Genomic DNA, 17250 nt, shown 5'->3' on the forward strand with positions numbered 1-17250 from the left:
GTGTTAATTATATTTATTCTTAAGCTTTTTAGTAATTTCAGAATGCTTTACTAAATTCTGAATATACGTTTTGCTTTTCATTTTCTTTATATGAGTTTCTATCTTCCTTGCTTGAATCCTAGATTTACATTCAATGGAATAATATAAAACCCAATCTGATACTTGTTTTGTAAAAGCAGTATCATAGAAACCTGAATTATGTTGTTTAATTCTTTCTTGTAAATCTATCGCTTCACCTATATAATATTTGTCAAGTGATTTAGAATACAAGATGTAAACAAAATTCATTATAAACTATTTAAAAGAACTAATCTCACTTTTGCTCTAACCTCCCGATAGCTATCGGGATGAGCTAAGAAGGAGTGTGCTTTTCGCTTTTGCGAGCGCAAATATATACATATTTTTATTTACAACAAATTTAATAATTAAATTATTTAATCAAAAATTGCTTTGTAGATATCATTTCCATTGGCAAATAAAACTAAAGCTATTAAAATGAAGAACCCTACCATTTGTGCATACTCCATAAACTTATCTCCTGGCTTTCTTCCAGACACCATTTCATACAGCAAAAACATAACATGTCCGCCATCTAAAGCTGGTATTGGTAATAAGTTTAAAACACCTAACATAATGGATAAAAAGGCTGTAATGCTCCAAAATGCTTGCCAGCTCCAAGTGTTTGGGAAAATGTCGAAGATAGCTTTAAAACCACCAACACCTTTATAAGCTCCTGTACTTGGTGTAAAGATAGCACCCAATTGATCCCAATAAGATGCCATTTTATCTTTTGCCTTTTTTAAGCCTACTGGAAAAGATTCAAAAAAGCCATATTTTTTTGTGTCAAAATCATAATATCCTAAAGCTTCCAAAGTTTCAGGGGTAGATCCTCCAGCATAAACTAATCCTAGTTTTCCTTCATTAGAAATTGATAGAGGCAAACTAAATACTTCGCCATCTCGCTGAACTTTCGCAGAAACGTCTTGTCCTTTAAACTTTTTTAAGCCTAATTTAACTTCATCAATATATTTTGTTGAATAGTTGTTCAAAGCAAGAACAATATCTCCTTTTTTAATTCCACTATTAACGTTATAAGAAGTATCAGGTACCTGAACAACTACAAAAGGCATCCTTAAATTTATAAACGCTTTTTCTTTAGCATCTATAATTTGAGAAAGAAAATCTTCTGGCATTTTAACAGTTGATTTGTTCCCATCTCTTTCAATGGTAACTTCACTTCCGAAAAGCACTTTTTCTGGGATTTGAGAAAAATTTTCTATGTCGTCGCCATCAACAGCTAAAATCTTATCTCCAGTTAAAAGACCTGCCTTATTTGCTACCGTACTCTCTATTAAAAGACCATCTTTTATGTTTTCATTTGGCAAAAACCTATCTCCATAAAAATAGCTCATCCCAACATATATTAATATTGCCAACAGAAAATTAACTGTTACACCACCTAACATAATAATTAAACGTTGCCATGCAGGTTTAGAACGAAACTCCCATGGTTGTGGTTCTTGAGCCATTTGTTCGGTATCCATACTTTCATCTATCATTCCAGCTATTTTAACATAACCTCCTAATGGCAGCCAACCAATACCGTATACTGTCTCCCCTATTTTTTTCTTAAATAATGAGAACTTAACATCAAAAAACAAGTAAAACTTCTCTACCCTTGTTTTAAACAGTTTCGCAGGGATAAAATGTCCTAACTCATGCAATACAATTAACAAAGAGAGACTCAGTAAAAATTGAGATATTTTAATAACAAATTCCATATAATCTTCAATCAATTTTTTATAATCGCACAAAAGTAAGCTTTTAAACCAACTTTAAAAAGACAATTAAAGAATGTCCAGATTTTTAACATGAATTTAAGTTTCAATTGAATTCCTGTTAATTAATTTTCATCGTACTTTTGTGGAAATTTAAGAGTCAATGCTATCATTTTTTAAAGATTACAAGAAGTTTGCTATTGTTTTTGGGGTTGTTTCTTTAATCATAATTATCCTAATTTATAATACATTAAATGTATATCAACCACTTCCAATTTACCAACCTGTTATGGTTAGCACAGAACTGGTAGATAGTACCATTCAGCATCAAAAAAAATATCATAAAATAGCAGATTTTTCATTTACAAATCAAAACGGACAAACCATTACCCAAAACGACTATAAAGATAAAATCTATGTTGCCGACTTCTTTTTCACTACATGCCAAACTATCTGCCCAATAATGACCAATAATATGGTTCAAATACAAAACGAAATATTGGATGATTCAGACATTATGTTGCTTTCTCATTCTGTAACTCCAGAAATTGATTCTGTTGAACAATTAAAGCGATATGCGTTAAAAAAAGGTGTGAATGACAACAAATGGAATTTAGTAACTGGTAACAAAAAGGATATCTACCAGCTAGCTAGAAAAAGTTATTTAGCTGTAAAAGATAATACTTATGCTGGCCCGTTTGATATGGTTCATACAGAAAATTTTATGCTCATTGATAAAAAAAAGCAAATTCGAGGGTTCTATGATGGAACTGATTCTGATGATATTAATCGCCTGCTAAGTGATATTAAAATTCTGAAAAAGGAATACGATTAACACTTTTTTAATTACAATTTTTATAGGCTAGTTTTTTAGCTTACTTTTGCTTCTTTAAAATCAATCTAAATAAGCTTGCAATACACTTTAGCACATTTAAAACGAGGCGAACGAGCTATTATTACTGATGTTTCGTCTAATCGTATTCCTCTAAAACTTCTAGAAATGGGTTGTTTACCAGGCAATATTGTAGAGCTTGTTCAGGTGGCACCATTCCAAGATCCAATGTATTTAAATATTAACGGATCCCACCTAGCCATTAGAAAAGAAACTGCTTCTCATATTTTAATTGAAAAAGAGACTAATGAGTAAACAAATTAATGTTGCTTTAATTGGTAATCCGAATACAGGGAAAACTTCTGTTTTTAATGCCTTAACGGGACTTAATCAAAAAGTTGGCAACTATCCAGGTATTACTGTTGAAAAAAAGGAAGGTATTTGTAAGCTCCCAAGAGGTGTAAAAGCACATATAATTGACTTGCCTGGAACTTATAGTTTAAATGCTTCCTCATTAGACGAAAATGTGGTTATCGAGTTACTTTTAAATAGAAATGATAAAGATTTTCCCGATATAGCAGTCGTCGTTAGTGATGTTGAAAATTTAAAACGAAACCTCTTACTTTTTACTCAAATTAAGGATTTAGAAATTCCTACACTACTTGCCATTAATATGGCAGACCGAATGAATTATAAGGGTATTTCATTAGACATTGCTTATTTAGAAGAACATCTTCAGACAAAAATTGCCTTAATTAGTACTCGAAAAAATACGGGTATCGACAATTTAAAATCTTTAATTGCTAGCTATAAAGATATCTCAATTGCACCTTGTTTAAATGCTTCTGAAATTGACAAAGAATACTTTGATAATTTACGCAAGGCATTCCCAAATCAGTTGCTTTATAAGCTATGGTTGGTTATCACGCAAGATGTTAACTTCGGAAAAACAGATAGAAACGAAATTGATCCCGTTGCCGATTTTAAAACCAAAAGTAAAAGCGATTTAAAACGCTTACAGCAGAAGGAAACAATAAAACGCTATCAGTTTATAAATAATGTGCTTAAAATCGGTCAAACCATTGATGCTTCTCAAGCCAAAGATTTGCGTACTAAACTTGATAGAATTTTAACTCATAAGTTTTGGGGTTATGTAATTTTCGCCATTATACTCCTCACAATATTTCAAGCCATTTACGATTGGGCTGAGCTACCAATGGACTTTATTGATAGTGTATTTGCTTCGTTAAGTGAATGGACAAAAAATGTACTTCCGGATGGCGCATTTACAAATTTATTGGCTGAAGGTATCATTCCAGGGCTTAGTGGCATTGTTATATTTATACCACAAATTGCCTTTTTGTTTTTGTTTATTGCCATACTTGAAGAAAGCGGCTATATGAGTCGTGTTGTCTTCCTTATGGATAGAATCATGCGTCGTTTTGGGCTAAGCGGAAAAAGTGTTGTTCCGCTTATTTCAGGCACTGCTTGTGCTATTCCAGCTATTATGGCTACGCGAAATATTGAAAGTTGGAAAGAGCGTTTAATAACTATTTTAGTAACGCCTTTTACAACGTGTTCGGCAAGACTTCCAGTTTATTTAATTATTATTTCATTAGTAATTCCCCAAGGAAGATTTATAGGTCTAAGTTATCAAGCCTTAACCCTTATGCTATTGTATTTAATAGGATTCGGTACAGCGGTGTTTTCAGCTTATTTACTGAATAAGATATTAAAAATAAAGAGCAAATCCTTTTTTGTAGTCGAAATGCCTAATTACAAATTACCGCTTTTTAAAAACGTTGCATTAACCGTAATAGAAAAAACTAAATCCTTTGTTTTTGGAGCTGGAAAAATCATTTTAGCAATTTCAATTATACTTTGGTTTTTGGCGTCTTACGGTCCAGGGGAACAATTTAATAATGCCGAAGAAATAGTAAAAACAGAATATGGCTCGGGCAATTTAACTGAAGAGGAATTACAACACAAAATTGCGTCTCATAAATTAGAACACTCATTTATTGGCATAACAGGTAGAGCCATTGAACCTACCATAAGACCACTTGGATACGATTGGAAAATAGGTATTGCCATTGTAAGTAGTTTTGCTGCTCGGGAAGTTTTTGTAGGTACATTGGCAACTATTTACAGTGTTGGGAATGATGACGAAGACACTATTAAAAATCGAATGGCAGGCGAAGTAAATCCAATTTTAGGAGGACCGCTCTTTACATTTGCTTCAGGAATATCATTGTTATTGTTTTATGCTTTTGCGATGCAATGCATGAGTACATTAGCCATTGTAAAACGAGAAACCAATAGCTGGAAATGGCCTATATTACAACTAGTAATAATGACGGCTTTTGCGTATATTGTAGCTTTAATAGCATTTCAATTTTTAAAATAAATCACCTTGAACATTCTCATTCAAAACATATTAGCAGTATCTATTTTAATTTTAGCTTTATGGTATGTTATAAGGAAATTCTTAATTAAACCTAGCAAGAAAAATTCTAAATCTTGCAGTACCGATGATTGCGGGTGTCATTAAGTTTTAAAAAAAACAATCCTCAAATAATATTTCCAATTTCCAAACAAGGCCTTTTAAGCAATCAAATTATCTTAATAGGGACAACTTAACAAAAACACAAATACTCTCTCAAACGAGCTAAAACATGCATTATATTGGTTGCGCAAGTTTAGTTTTGGCTAAGGACTTATTGGTTGTTTAGAATATTAAACAAAAGCCACTTTTGTAAACCAATTAGTTATAAACTACCCAAGTTCCTGATTAAAAAGAATAAAATTGTTCTTAAAAAAGTTTTATAATGACAATCTTATACCTAAAGACCAACCTTTTAAGGTCTCGAGTTTAAACTCTTTATTTATAAATTTGCAATAAACCATGAAAGTCAAAAAATAAAATAAACCAACGTTTATATGGTGTATTTAATTATTTTAGATATATTTGAAAATATTTTTAAGTATACTTAAATTTTATTTAAAGCATATATAAATGTCAGTCGCAGTCGAGAATTTCATTAAAGCCATCTACAAAAATGGTGTTCAGGATAATAAAGATACCAAACCAGGTAATATTGCGAAAAAATTAGGTATCTCGAATGCAGCTGCAACAGATATGGCAAAAAAACTTGCAACACGCGACTTGCTGCATTACAAAAAATACCAAGCACTTGAGCTTACAGAAAAAGGAAACAAGTTCGCTTTAAATTTAGTAAGAAAACATAGATTGTGGGAAGCGTTGCTTTTTAAACTATTTGATATGTCCTTACATGATATTCATAGAGAAGCCGAATTACTAGAACACCAAACATCCGATTTTCTTGCAAATAAAATTAGCACCTATCTACGGAATCCTAAATTCGATCCACATGGTGATCCTATACCTAGTGAAAAAGGACATATTATAACGGAAAACAACACATTCCCTTTGTCAAAATCGAAAGAAGGTAAAACATATATCATTTCAAGACTCCTTAGTGATGAAAAAGAGTTCTTTGATTTTTGTGCTCTTCATGGATTAAAATGTGGAAATTCCATTACGGTTACCAATCAATTAGAATTTAATAAAATGACCCAAATCTACATTAACAATAATACGCTTCTTCTAAATGAAGATTTTACAAATATCATATTTGTTAAAGAAATAAATAGCGACTCTAATTCATCTCCTGAATCAAATCAGAATAATTATAAATTATTCTAAAACTATAAACTATAATTAATTAAACTACTAGATGTAAATTTTAACTTTAATGAAAACTATTCGATTACTTTTAATACTAAACATACCTCTATTTGTTTTTGCACAACAAGAGGAAAACTCACTAGGTGCATTAATCACTGATAGACCAGATGCAACCGAATCACCAACAACCATTCCAGTAGGTTATATTCAAGTAGAAACTGGGGCTTTCTATGAAAGTTTTGAGGAAAACAATATTAAAAATGAAACGTTCACATTTAACACTACCTTAGTAAGGTTAGGTGTCTTAAATAATTTAGAATTAAGACTAGGTTGGGATTTTGTTGAAACCAAAACAAATACGACCGAAAATATTTTAAGCGGTTTTAATCCACTATTACTGGGTGCTAAAATTTCAATTTCAGAAGAGAAAGGTGCATTCCCAGAAATAGGATTCTTGGGCCATTTATATTTACCCTTCGCTGCTGCAACAGATTATAAACCTGAAACGACTGGGGTGGATTTTAGGTTTTCATTTGCACATACCCTAAATGAAAACTCAAGTTTATCATATAACTTAGGGGCACAGTGGGGAGACGATTCTTCAGAAGCAGCATATGTATACACGCTAGCTTATGGTTTAGGTATAACAGAAAAAATTGGAGTTTATGCAGAACTTTATGGTGATTTACCAGAAAACAATAAGGCCAATCATTTGTGGGACGCTGGATTCACCTATTTAATCTCCGATAACGTGCAACTCGATGCAACAGTTGGCTCTAGTATTACAGATGGTCAAGATATTTTATTAAGTGGTGGCGTCAGTTTTAGATTGCCAACAAAAAAGAATTAAAATGAAAAAAACAATATTATTTTTTAGCATAGCCTTATTATTTTTCAGCTGTAAAAAAGAAAAAAAGACTAACGACAAATTAAACATTGTAACTACTACTTCCATGATAACTGATTTGGTTAAAAACATTGGAGGCGATTATATAAATCTACAAGGTTTAATGGGTAGCGGTGTCGACCCGCATTTATACAAAGCCAGTGAAGGCGATGTTAGCAAGTTAGCAAATGCAGATATTATTTTTTATAACGGATTACATTTAGAAGGCAAATTGGTTGAAGTTTTTGAAAAAATGAAAAACATAAAAACTATTGCCATTTCTGATGCATTGGATAAAAACACTTTAATAGGTTCAGAATATTTTGCTTCAAATTACGATCCTCATATTTGGTTTGATGTAACTTACTGGAAACAAGCAACAAAATTTGTTACTGACAAACTTTCCGAAGCAATTCCTGAAAAAAAGGCAATTTTCCAAACTAATAGTGACGCCTATTTAAAACAATTAAATGCACTTCACCAAGAATTAGAAACCACTATAGAAACGTTACCGGAAGAAAAACGTGTTTTAGTAACAGCACATGATGCTTTTAACTACTTTGGAAAAGCCTTTAGTTTTAACGTAGTAGGCTTACAGGGTCTTTCTACAGCTACTGAAGCTGGTGTACAGGACGTTCAAAAATTATCAAGTTTTATTATTGAAAACGATGTTAAATCCATATTTATTGAAAGTTCGGTACCAAAACGAACCATAGAAGCATTGCAAGCTGCGGTCAATTCTAAAGGTCATAACGTAACCATTGGAGGTTCTCTGTATTCTGATGCTCTTGGAAATTTAGGGACTATAGAAGGCACATATATTGGTATGTTTAAATACAATGTAAATACAATAGTAAACGCATTAAAATAATGACCAAAATAGCGGTACAAATAGACGATTTAACTGTAGCTTATAACTACAAACCTGTTCTTTGGGATATCGATTTAGAAATCCCTGAAGGTGTTCTTATGGCTATTGTGGGTCCAAACGGTGCTGGTAAATCAACACTTATAAAATCTATATTGGGCATTTTAAAACCCATTGCAGGCAGTGTAAGTATTTATGGAAAGTCTTACGAAAAACAACGTTCTCTAGTGGCTTATGTGCCTCAAAAAGGAAGTGTAGATTGGGATTTCCCAACCACAGCATTAGATGTTGTAATGATGGGAACCTATGGAAGTTTAGGTTGGATAAAACGTCCTGGGCAAAAGGAGAAAAAAGCGGCACTCGAAGCTTTAGAAAAAGTAGGAATGCTCCCTTTTAAAAACCGCCAAATAAGTCAACTTTCAGGTGGACAACAACAGCGTATTTTTTTAGCACGTGCGTTAGTTCAAAACGCGTCTATCTATTTTATGGATGAGCCTTTTCAAGGTGTAGATGCTACAACTGAAATAGCAATTATTAATATTTTAAAAGAATTGCGAAAAGCAGGTAAAACTGTTATCGTAGTGCATCACGATTTACAGACCGTTCCTGAATATTTTGATTGGGTGACCTTTTTAAATGTTAAAAAAATAGCCACAGGTCCAGTAAAAGACATTTTTAATGATGATAACTTAACTAAAACTTATGGAATTAATTATAAAGTGAGTGTTCAGGAATAGTTAGAAGAAAATTAAAAAAACGATAAAAAACCTAAAACAGCTAAAAGTTAACACCCAAATTCGGACAAGGTCTGAAGCATCAATCTGCAGAAATAGAGAGTGAAGAAATGAAATCGCAAAGCACAGCTTTATGCGTGTAATTTCGAAAGCGAATGTTCCTCAGGAATTTCCTCAGATTGATTTGATTTTTTGGTTCGTTTTGTGTCGAGACAAAATGAACAATAATAAATTCAAAAAGATAAAAATTAATTAAATAGTTTCTGCCTTGCAGAAATGACAAAATGGATTTACAAGAATATTTTTCTTTAGTCTTTAGTGATTACACTCTAAGAACCATAACGCTAGGTACTGCAATCTTAGGTGCCGTAACTGGCATGCTAGGCAGTTTCGCTGTATTAAGAAAACAAAGCCTTTTAGGGGATGCTATTTCACATGCTGCATTACCAGGAATCGCCATTGCTTTTTTAATTACAGGTGCAAAAGACAGTAATGTTTTATTATTAGGTGCGTTAATTAGTGGACTAATTGGTACCTTTTGGATTCGTGGTATTATCAGTAAAACTCATTTAAAATCAGATACCGCTTTAGGGTTAATTCTATCATTATTTTTTGGCTTTGGAATGTTGTTATTAACCTTCATTCAAAAACAACCAAACGCAAATCAAGCAGGATTAGACAAATATTTGTTTGGTCAAGCTGCGACACTTATTGAAAGTGACGTTTGGCTAATGGCAATTGTAACTGGCATATGCCTATTTGTGCTATTGTTATTTTGGAAAGAATTTAAAATTCTTCTTTTTGATGCAGACTACACCAAAACCCTTGGATTCAATACCAAGTTTATAGATATATTAATTACAAGTTTTATAGTATTGGCAATTGTTTTGGGACTCCAAACGGTAGGCGTAGTATTAATGAGTGCCATGCTATTAGCTCCGGCCGCCGCTGCGCGACAATGGACAAATAGTTTAAGCGTCATGGTCTTTTTATCTGCTTTATTTGGAGCCTTTTCAGGTGTATTTGGCACAGCTGTTAGTGCAAGTCAAAACAATCTATCAACTGGCCCTGTTATCGTGATTGTGGCCGGTGTTTTTGTTTTAATTTCATTCATCTTCTCTCCTAGTAGAGGTTTGCTCTTTAAGCAAATACGATTTATTAAGAATCGTCGCGACTTACAGCTTCACAAAACACTAGCATTCATGTTCCGAATTGCTGAAACACATGAAAATATTTCGCACCCTCATGCTATTAAAATTTTAAATAATTTTCAAGGGTTTACAAAAGGAACGTTACAAAAATTAGTACGAAAAAATTATGTGAATTTAGATGGAAGCATGTGGAGCTTAACAGAAGAAGGCTACAATATGGCCTCTAATTTGTACAATCAACAAACGAAAAATAATGAGTAGCGCACAAATTGAAATACAACTTATTGCAAGCTTGGTTGCTATTGCATGTGCCATTCCAGGCACTTTTTTAGTACTACGAAAAATGGCTATGATAAGTGATGCCATCAGTCATTCTATTTTACCAGGTATCGTGATTGGATTCTTTATTACGCAAGATTTAAATTCTCCCTTACTTATTTTATTAGCTGCTCTAACAGGTATTATTACAGTTGTTTTAGTTGAATATATTCAAAAAACTGGGCTGGTAAAAGAAGATACTGCTATTGGCCTAGTATTTCCTATTTTATTTAGTATTGGTGTAATTCTAATAGCTAAAAACGCTAACGACGTACACTTAGATGTAGACGCTGTATTGTTGGGTGAACTAGCTTTTGCCCCTTTTGATAGGTTTATTATTTCAGATTTTGATATGGGTCCAAAATCATTATGGGTTATTGGCTGTATTTTAATAATCACTATCGGGTTATTAATTGCTTTTTTTAAAGAATTAAAAGTAAGCACTTTTGATGCTGGATTAGCCGCATCCTTGGGCTTCCCCCCTGCGATTATTCACTATGGTCTAATGACAGTATCCTCCGTTACAACGGTAGGTGCTTTTGATGCCGTAGGCGCAATTTTAGTTGTCGCACTTATGATTGCTCCCGCAGCAACGGCTTACTTACTTACTACCAATTTAAAACGCATGCTTATTTATGCCATTTGCTTTGGTGTCTTTAGTGCAATTGCTGGATATTGGTTGGCGCATTGGTTAGACGCCTCCATAGCTGGATCTATTACTACTATGTTAGGCGTGTTGTTTTTAGCTGTTTATTTATTTGCACCAAGCAAGGGTGTTATAGCTGTTTTATATAGAGAAAAACAACAACGCGCCGAAGTTTCTTTATTGACCTTTTTATTGCATTTAAGAAATCACAGTGAAGAAGAAGAACGCCACGTAAATCACCTAAATGAACATATAAATTGGCAGAAAGTGAGATCTAAAACAGTTTTGGAATTAGCTCTGAAAAATAATATGATTCTGATTGAAAAAAATATTGTTTCTTTAACTGAAAAAGGAAATCAGTTTACCTCGCAGGCTATTGATTATATTATTACTAATGAAGATGCGCAAATAGAACATATGAAAGATGATTTCTTTTTGTTTAGAGGTTAGCTTATGGCAAAACACAACGAACTCGGTAAAAAAGGAGAGCAACTAGCAGTCGATTTTCTGTTGAAAAACGGTTACGATATAATTGCGCGCAACTACCGATTTGATAAAGCCGAGGTTGACATTATCGCACAACAAAAAGATGTCTTAGCTATTATTGAAGTAAAAACACGTTCCACAACCAATTTTGGAAACCCACAAGATTTTGTTAAGCCAAAGCAAATTCAACGCTTAGTAAAAGCGGTTGATGAATATGTAAATGTTAATGGTTTAGATGTTGAAGTTCGGTTTGATATTATTGCTATTGTAAAAGAAGATAAAAACTTCAAAATTAAGCATTTAGAAAATGCCTTTTATCATTTTTAAAACTTAATCAGTTTCAAAGTATTCCTTTAAAGCTTCAAAGTCTTCAGGTTTCGAAACAATCTCTTTATTCTTGTTTAAAATGAAGTAAGTTGGAGTTGCTGTTACACCATATTTATTACCTATTTCATTATCCCACTTACCTTCTCCATAAACATGAATAAATTCCGGATAACTATACGTAAGGTCTTTCCATTTGTATACTTCGTCCTCTAACCCTATGGCAATAACTTTAATTAATTTATTTTGTTTAGATCTTAAAAAGGTCTGCAACTGTGGGATTTCATCTAAACAATGAGAACAAGTGCTACTCCAAAATACAATAACATAATGCTCTGCTAAGGATAACTCGCTTAAGTTTTTGGTTACACGATTTTCCTTTTCCTTAAGTTCTAATGAAAAATCTGGCGCTTTATTCCCTATTGAAATGTCTTTAAACAAAATCAAGGCATGTAAAAGTTCTTGATCGTTCAAAGAAACTGCTAAATCCATTAAATATTCCTCGGCAATATAATTAGCAACTAGCTCAATATTTAAATCTGCCATTTGTTGCCACAATATTGTAAGCAAATTTATTTTAATTTGCGCTGGAGTTCCTTCAATTCTTGAATAAAATATTGCTATGTTATTTTTGTAGTTCTCTATATCATTTTCAGAATTTGCACCTCTACCAAAAACGTAATTAAGCATACGCTCTGTTAAAAAATTAGAACTTTGAAGCGTTTTATTATTAAAATTCACGTGATCAAAGTAGTGTTTCTCTAACTGTCTCAAATAGGTTTTAACGTCTACAGCACCCTCGGGAATAAAAGGTTTATTCGCTTTTATAAAATGAGAAACAATCGTCCCTTTAGATGCTTTTTCAAAACTATCTTGTGTTTCTTTCTGAGTCTTAAATATTGTTGACAATGCTATAGTATCCTTATCCTTATTTTCATCTCTAAAATAATTACCAATGCTATTAGTAACCATCAACATACTATTGGTATAAGATTCTAGTAATTTATTTTCTAATGAAGACTGAAATTTTAAACCAGTTTCAGAATTAAAAGATATCTCAATATCTTCTTGAGCGTTATAAATAATATCGAAATTATAATCTTCTTGAGGAACTGCATAGACCAGTCTATACATTCCTTTTGTGTGAGTAGAATCTAACTGAAACTGGAAAGTGCCATCTTTTTGTATCTCGGCATTTGATACATACTCCGATATGGTTGGAGTTACTTTATATAGTAATGCGAAATTATAGTCTTCAGCAGGAGAAAATGTGCCTTTTATTGTATGCTGTGCCAAAAGCATGCATGGAAATAAAACAATAATAAAAAATATACTTTTCAAGGTTGTCTTTAATTTATTTTAAATAAAACAATAACTAAGCCACAATAGGCTTTAAGTTCTCTAAAGCTTGTTTTACGGATTTAACATTTTCAAAAGTTAGCATCAAACGCAATCCGTTTCGTGTTTGTTTTTCTTTCATTTTACAGGCATTTGGATGTGTTTGAACAAACTGTAACACCTTCGTAAAATTTTTACTTTGATAAAACCTACTTTGTTGATCATTGATAAAATAACCAATTAGTTTACTTTGTTTCATCACCACTTTTTCAAAACCAATTTTAGTTGCTAGCCACTTTATTTGGACACTATTTAGTAAATCGGTCACTTGTTCTGGTAATTCTCCAAATCGATCCAATAATGCTACTTCAAAAGTATGTAATTCTTCTTCGGTTTTTATATTATTAAGTTGTGTGTATAGATTTAATCGTTCAGTAATATTATTTACATAATTATCTGGAAATAGTAATTCAAAGTCCGAATCGATAGTGACATCTTTTACATAAACTTTATCTTCATTATCATCCTGATATAACTCTTTAAACTCGTTTTCTTTTAGCTCTTCTATCGCTTCATTTAGTATTTTCTGATAGGTATCAAATCCTATTTCATTAATAAAACCACTTTGCTCACCACCTAACAAATCTCCTGCGCCACGGATTTCTAAATCTTTCATAGCAATATTGAAACCACTTCCTAATTCTGTAAATTGTTCCAAAGCAGTGATACGTTTTCTGGCATCATCTGTCATTGCTGAGTATTCTGGAGTAATGAAATAACAGTATGCTTTTTTATTACTTCTACCTACCCTGCCGCGCATTTGGTGTAGGTCACTCAAACCAAAGTTATTGGCATTATTTATAAAAATAGTGTTAGCATTTGGTACGTCTAAACCACTTTCAACTATTGTTGTGCTAACCAAAACATCAAAAGCACCATCCATAAATGCAAGCATAAGTTGCTCTAACTTCTTCCCTTCCATCTGTCCATGACCAATACCAATTTTTGCATCAGGTACCAAACGTTGAATCATGCCAGCAACTTCTTTTATATTTTCTATGCGATTATGAATAAAGAAAATTTGCCCACCACGTTGAATTTCATAACTAATCGCATCCCGAATGGTTTCTTCACTAAAGCGAATTACATGACTTTCTATTGGGTAACGGTTTGGTGGCGGTGTTGTGATCACTGATAAATCTCGGGCAGCCATTAAACTAAATTGCAAAGTCCTAGGAATAGGCGTTGCGGTTAAAGTAAGTACATCGACATTCTCCTTTAGAGTTTTTAGTTTTTCTTTAACTGCCACTCCAAACTTTTGTTCCTCATCTACAATTAATAATCCTAAGTCTTTAAATATTACATTTTTATTAACCAATTGATGCGTTCCTATTATTATATCGACTTTACCATTTTCAAGACCTTCCAAAGTTTCTCGTTTTTCTTTAGTGGTTCTAAATCGGTTGAGATAATCTACCGTTACCGGGAAGTCTTGCAAACGTTGCTTAAATGTTCTCGAATGTTGATAAGCTAAAATAGTTGTAGGAACCAAAATGGCTACTTGTTTCCCATTATCTACCGCCTTAAATGCTGCACGTATTGCTACTTCGGTTTTACCAAATCCAACATCACCACAAACCAAACGATCCATAGGACGTTCGCTTTCCATATCGGCTTTTATGTCTGCAGTCGCGGTACTTTGGTCGGGAGTATCTTCATATATAAAGGACGCTTCCAATTCATGTTGCATGTAACTATCGGAATTGTACTGAAAACCTTTTTCTGTTTTACGTTTAGCATAAAGTTTAATTAAATTAAATGCTACATGCTTAACACGGGCTTTTGTTTTCTGTTTTAGGGTTTTCCATGCCTTACTACCCAATTTATAAATCTTAGGTGGTTTGCCATCCTTACCATTAAACTTGGTGATTTTATGTAACGAGTGAATACTTAAATATAGCACATCACGTTCGCCATAAACTAACTTAATAGCTTCTTGTTTTTTACCTTCTACATCTATTTTTTGAAGTCCACCAAAACGTCCAATACCATGATCGATATGAGTAACATAGTCTCCAATATCTAAACTTGTAAGTTCTTTTAATGTAATGGCTTGCTTTTTCGCATATCCATTTTTAAGATGAAATTTATGATAGCGCTCAAAAATTTGATGATCGGTATAACAAACTATTTTGTTATCATGATCTATAAAACCTTGATGTAGTGATAAAATTATAGTTTTATAATCTTTAACATCTAAGTTCGAGTCATCAAAGATATCATGAAACCGTTTTGCTTGCTGTTCGCTTACACATGCAATATAATTAGTATACCCCTTTTCGTGATTTGAATTTAAATCTTCAATTAATAGATTGAATTGTTTATTGAATGCAGGTTGTGGTTTGGTATTGTATTCGATAATTTGAGAATCTTCAAGTCGCTCTGAATGACAAAAGACACTTTGTGACCCAAACTCAATTATCGAAAAATCGAGTAATTGTTTTTTTAGTAATTCTGAATTGCAAAATAACTCGTTAGGTTTAGCATGCTTGATGTTTGCAGATAGTCCATTAAAAGCTTCCTCTGCTTTTTCGTAAAAATCATCGATTCTTGAAAATAATAAATCGACATTTTTTAAACAGATTACAGTTTTTTGAGCGATATATTTTAAGAAACTTTGTCTACTTTCTTGTAATAATTTATTCGCTACATTAGGAATAATATTGATTTTTTTAACTTGCTCTAAAGACAATTGTGTCTCTACATCAAATGTTCTAATTGTATCTACCTCATCACCAAAAAATTCAACTCTATAAGGCTCATCGTTCGAAAAAGAAAATACATCTACAATACCGCCTCGAACAGAAAACTCTCCAGGTTCGGTAACAAAATCAACCCGCTTAAACTGATATTCAAATAATACTTCATTTACAAAATCTATTGATAGGTTATCGCTCACTCCTACTTTAAGTGTATTTCGCTCTAGCTCTTTTCTTGTTACTACTTGCTCGAAGAGGGCATCTGGATAAGTAACTATAATTGCCGGTTTTTTTTGTGAATTAATTCTGTTTAAAACTTCGGCTCGAAGAAGTACATTGGCATTATCGGTTTCTTCTATTTCATACGGTCTTCTATAACTCCCAGGATAAAACAGCACATCTTTCTCATTTAATAATTGTTCTAAATCATTTAAATAATGTGCCGCTTCTTCTTTATCGTTAAATACTAATAGAAATGGTTTTTTAGCTTGTTTAAAAGCTGTAGAAATAACAAAGGAAAAAGAAGAACCAACGAGACCTTTTAAATGTGCTTTACTTTGTGACTGGGCAATATTATTTTGCAGATTTTGCGTTTGCAAAGCCTGAACATAGGTTTGAGAGATACGGGATTTACTCACCTAATTTTATTTTTGAGCTGCAAATATAGGGTTTAGATATCTTTTATTTTAGGGGGAATACATAAATATTTATTACTATTTACAAATTAGTTCGGCATTTGCGTTAGGGATTGCAGCGACATCCTTTTTTGAGGTACGAGAAAAAGATATAGCGCAAAGCCCGACCCTTGTGGTAACGTCAAAAAAATAAAATTTCAATTTAAAATCTTAAAAAAAATATGTACGTTTGCAGCACTAAAAAAGAAGTATATATGTCGTTTGCAGATTTATTTGATAGTGGGTTTAAAAAGCGTAATGAGAGTCATTTTGCATCAATTGTTCGCGTGGCAATGGCAGATGGTGTTATTACTGATGATGAAAAGTTGTTTTTGGACAGATTAGCTCAGCACTTGGAGATTGGTAAAAATGATTATAAGACTATATTAAAGGATTATCTGTCTCACCCAATAAATCCCCCTGTATCTTACGATTTGCGTTTAGAACGTTTATACGATTTAGTGCGAATGATACATGTGGACACCATTACAGGTGATCCAGAAATGTTATTACTAAAGAAAATTGCTGTTGGTCTTGGGTTCCATGCCGTAAACGTAAAATATATTATTGACAAAGCGCTAACACTTGTAAATAATGGTGCTGATTTGGATGATTTTGTAGACCAAATAAAGAATATGAATAGATAACTTTCTGTGATTTATATACAAAAAAAGCAAACCAATTAGGTTTGCTTTTTTTGTATATAATAATTGTTTAAAATTTAAGCCATTTCCTTATAACCTAAAT

16 protein-coding genes are annotated in these 17250 nt (G+C 32.6%); 12 read left to right on the top strand and 4 right to left on the bottom strand.

The features are described 5' to 3' along the window. Positions 1–3: 3 nt before the first annotated feature. Both AC2D6V_RS03155 and rseP read right to left on the bottom strand, forming a co-directional pair. A complete protein-coding gene (locus AC2D6V_RS03155) occupies positions 4–288 on the bottom strand; it encodes a GIY-YIG nuclease family protein (protein ID WP_484646592.1) in 285 nt (94 codons plus the stop codon). Positions 289–434: 146 nt separating this feature from the next. Then, positions 435–1781 (bottom strand): RIP metalloprotease RseP, encoded by a 1347-nt coding sequence (rseP, locus tag AC2D6V_RS03160; RefSeq protein ID WP_484646593.1) that lies wholly within the window; start codon positions 1779–1781, stop codon positions 435–437. A gap of 160 nt (positions 1782–1941) precedes the next feature. Between rseP and AC2D6V_RS03165 the strand changes: the two genes are divergently transcribed. The 11 genes from AC2D6V_RS03165 (at position 1942) to AC2D6V_RS03215 (ending at position 11735) form a co-directional block, all read left to right on the top strand. Further along, on the top strand, positions 1942–2613 hold the full coding sequence (locus AC2D6V_RS03165; RefSeq protein ID WP_484646594.1) for an SCO family protein: 672 nt from the start codon (positions 1942–1944) through the stop codon (positions 2611–2613). Between the two features lie 75 nt (positions 2614–2688). Next, the gene (locus tag AC2D6V_RS03170) at positions 2689–2925 is read left to right on the top strand and encodes a FeoA family protein (protein ID WP_484646595.1); all 237 of its coding nucleotides are present in this window, start codon (positions 2689–2691) and stop codon (positions 2923–2925) included. Further along, positions 2918–5017 (top strand): ferrous iron transport protein B, encoded by a 2100-nt coding sequence (gene feoB / locus AC2D6V_RS03175; protein WP_484646596.1) that lies wholly within the window; start codon positions 2918–2920, stop codon positions 5015–5017. The genes AC2D6V_RS03170 and feoB overlap by 8 nt, the downstream gene beginning before the upstream one ends. Positions 5018–5023: 6 nt before the next feature. Beyond that, positions 5024–5161, top strand: a complete 138-nt coding sequence (locus AC2D6V_RS03180) for a FeoB-associated Cys-rich membrane protein (protein WP_484646597.1) — start codon at positions 5024–5026, stop codon at positions 5159–5161. 465 nt (positions 5162–5626) lie between these two features. Continuing rightward, entirely contained in the window at positions 5627–6337 is a 711-nt protein-coding gene (locus AC2D6V_RS03185) for a metal-dependent transcriptional regulator (RefSeq protein WP_484646598.1), read from the top strand. 49 nt (positions 6338–6386) lie between these two features. Then, positions 6387–7169: a transporter gene (locus AC2D6V_RS03190; protein WP_484646599.1), complete on the top strand. Its 783-nt coding sequence runs from the start codon at positions 6387–6389 to the stop codon at positions 7167–7169. Position 7170: 1 nt separating this feature from the next. Continuing rightward, positions 7171–8076: a metal ABC transporter solute-binding protein, Zn/Mn family gene (locus tag AC2D6V_RS03195; protein ID WP_484646600.1), complete on the top strand. Its 906-nt coding sequence runs from the start codon at positions 7171–7173 to the stop codon at positions 8074–8076. After that, on the top strand, positions 8076–8810 hold the full coding sequence (locus AC2D6V_RS03200) for a metal ABC transporter ATP-binding protein (RefSeq protein WP_484646601.1): 735 nt from the start codon (positions 8076–8078) through the stop codon (positions 8808–8810). Before AC2D6V_RS03195 ends, AC2D6V_RS03200 begins: the two co-directional genes overlap by 1 nt. A gap of 281 nt (positions 8811–9091) precedes the next feature. Further along, positions 9092–10219, top strand: coding sequence for a metal ABC transporter permease (locus tag AC2D6V_RS03205; protein WP_484646602.1), 1128 nt, complete (start codon positions 9092–9094; stop codon positions 10217–10219). Next, positions 10212–11372: a metal ABC transporter permease gene (locus AC2D6V_RS03210; protein WP_484646603.1), complete on the top strand. Its 1161-nt coding sequence runs from the start codon at positions 10212–10214 to the stop codon at positions 11370–11372. Before AC2D6V_RS03205 ends, AC2D6V_RS03210 begins: the two co-directional genes overlap by 8 nt. A gap of 3 nt (positions 11373–11375) precedes the next feature. Next, positions 11376–11735: a YraN family protein gene (locus AC2D6V_RS03215; protein ID WP_484646604.1), complete on the top strand. Its 360-nt coding sequence runs from the start codon at positions 11376–11378 to the stop codon at positions 11733–11735. A gap of 3 nt (positions 11736–11738) precedes the next feature. Here AC2D6V_RS03215 and AC2D6V_RS03220 read toward each other — a convergent pair whose 3' ends face one another. Together AC2D6V_RS03220 and mfd are read right to left on the bottom strand one after the other, a co-directional pair. After that, entirely contained in the window at positions 11739–13073 is a 1335-nt protein-coding gene (locus AC2D6V_RS03220; protein ID WP_484646605.1) for a TlpA family protein disulfide reductase, read from the bottom strand. Positions 13074–13107: 34 nt separating this feature from the next. Then, positions 13108–16467: a transcription-repair coupling factor gene (gene mfd, locus AC2D6V_RS03225; protein WP_484646606.1), complete on the bottom strand. Its 3360-nt coding sequence runs from the start codon at positions 16465–16467 to the stop codon at positions 13108–13110. 251 nt (positions 16468–16718) lie between these two features. Here mfd and AC2D6V_RS03230 point away from each other — a divergent pair, with 251 nt between their 5' ends. After that, complete coding sequence (locus AC2D6V_RS03230; protein ID WP_484646607.1) at positions 16719–17150, top strand: tellurite resistance TerB family protein; 432 nt, start codon at positions 16719–16721, stop codon at positions 17148–17150. Positions 17151–17250 lie beyond the last annotated feature (100 nt).

This window comes from Algibacter sp. YIN40 (assembly GCF_057219435.1).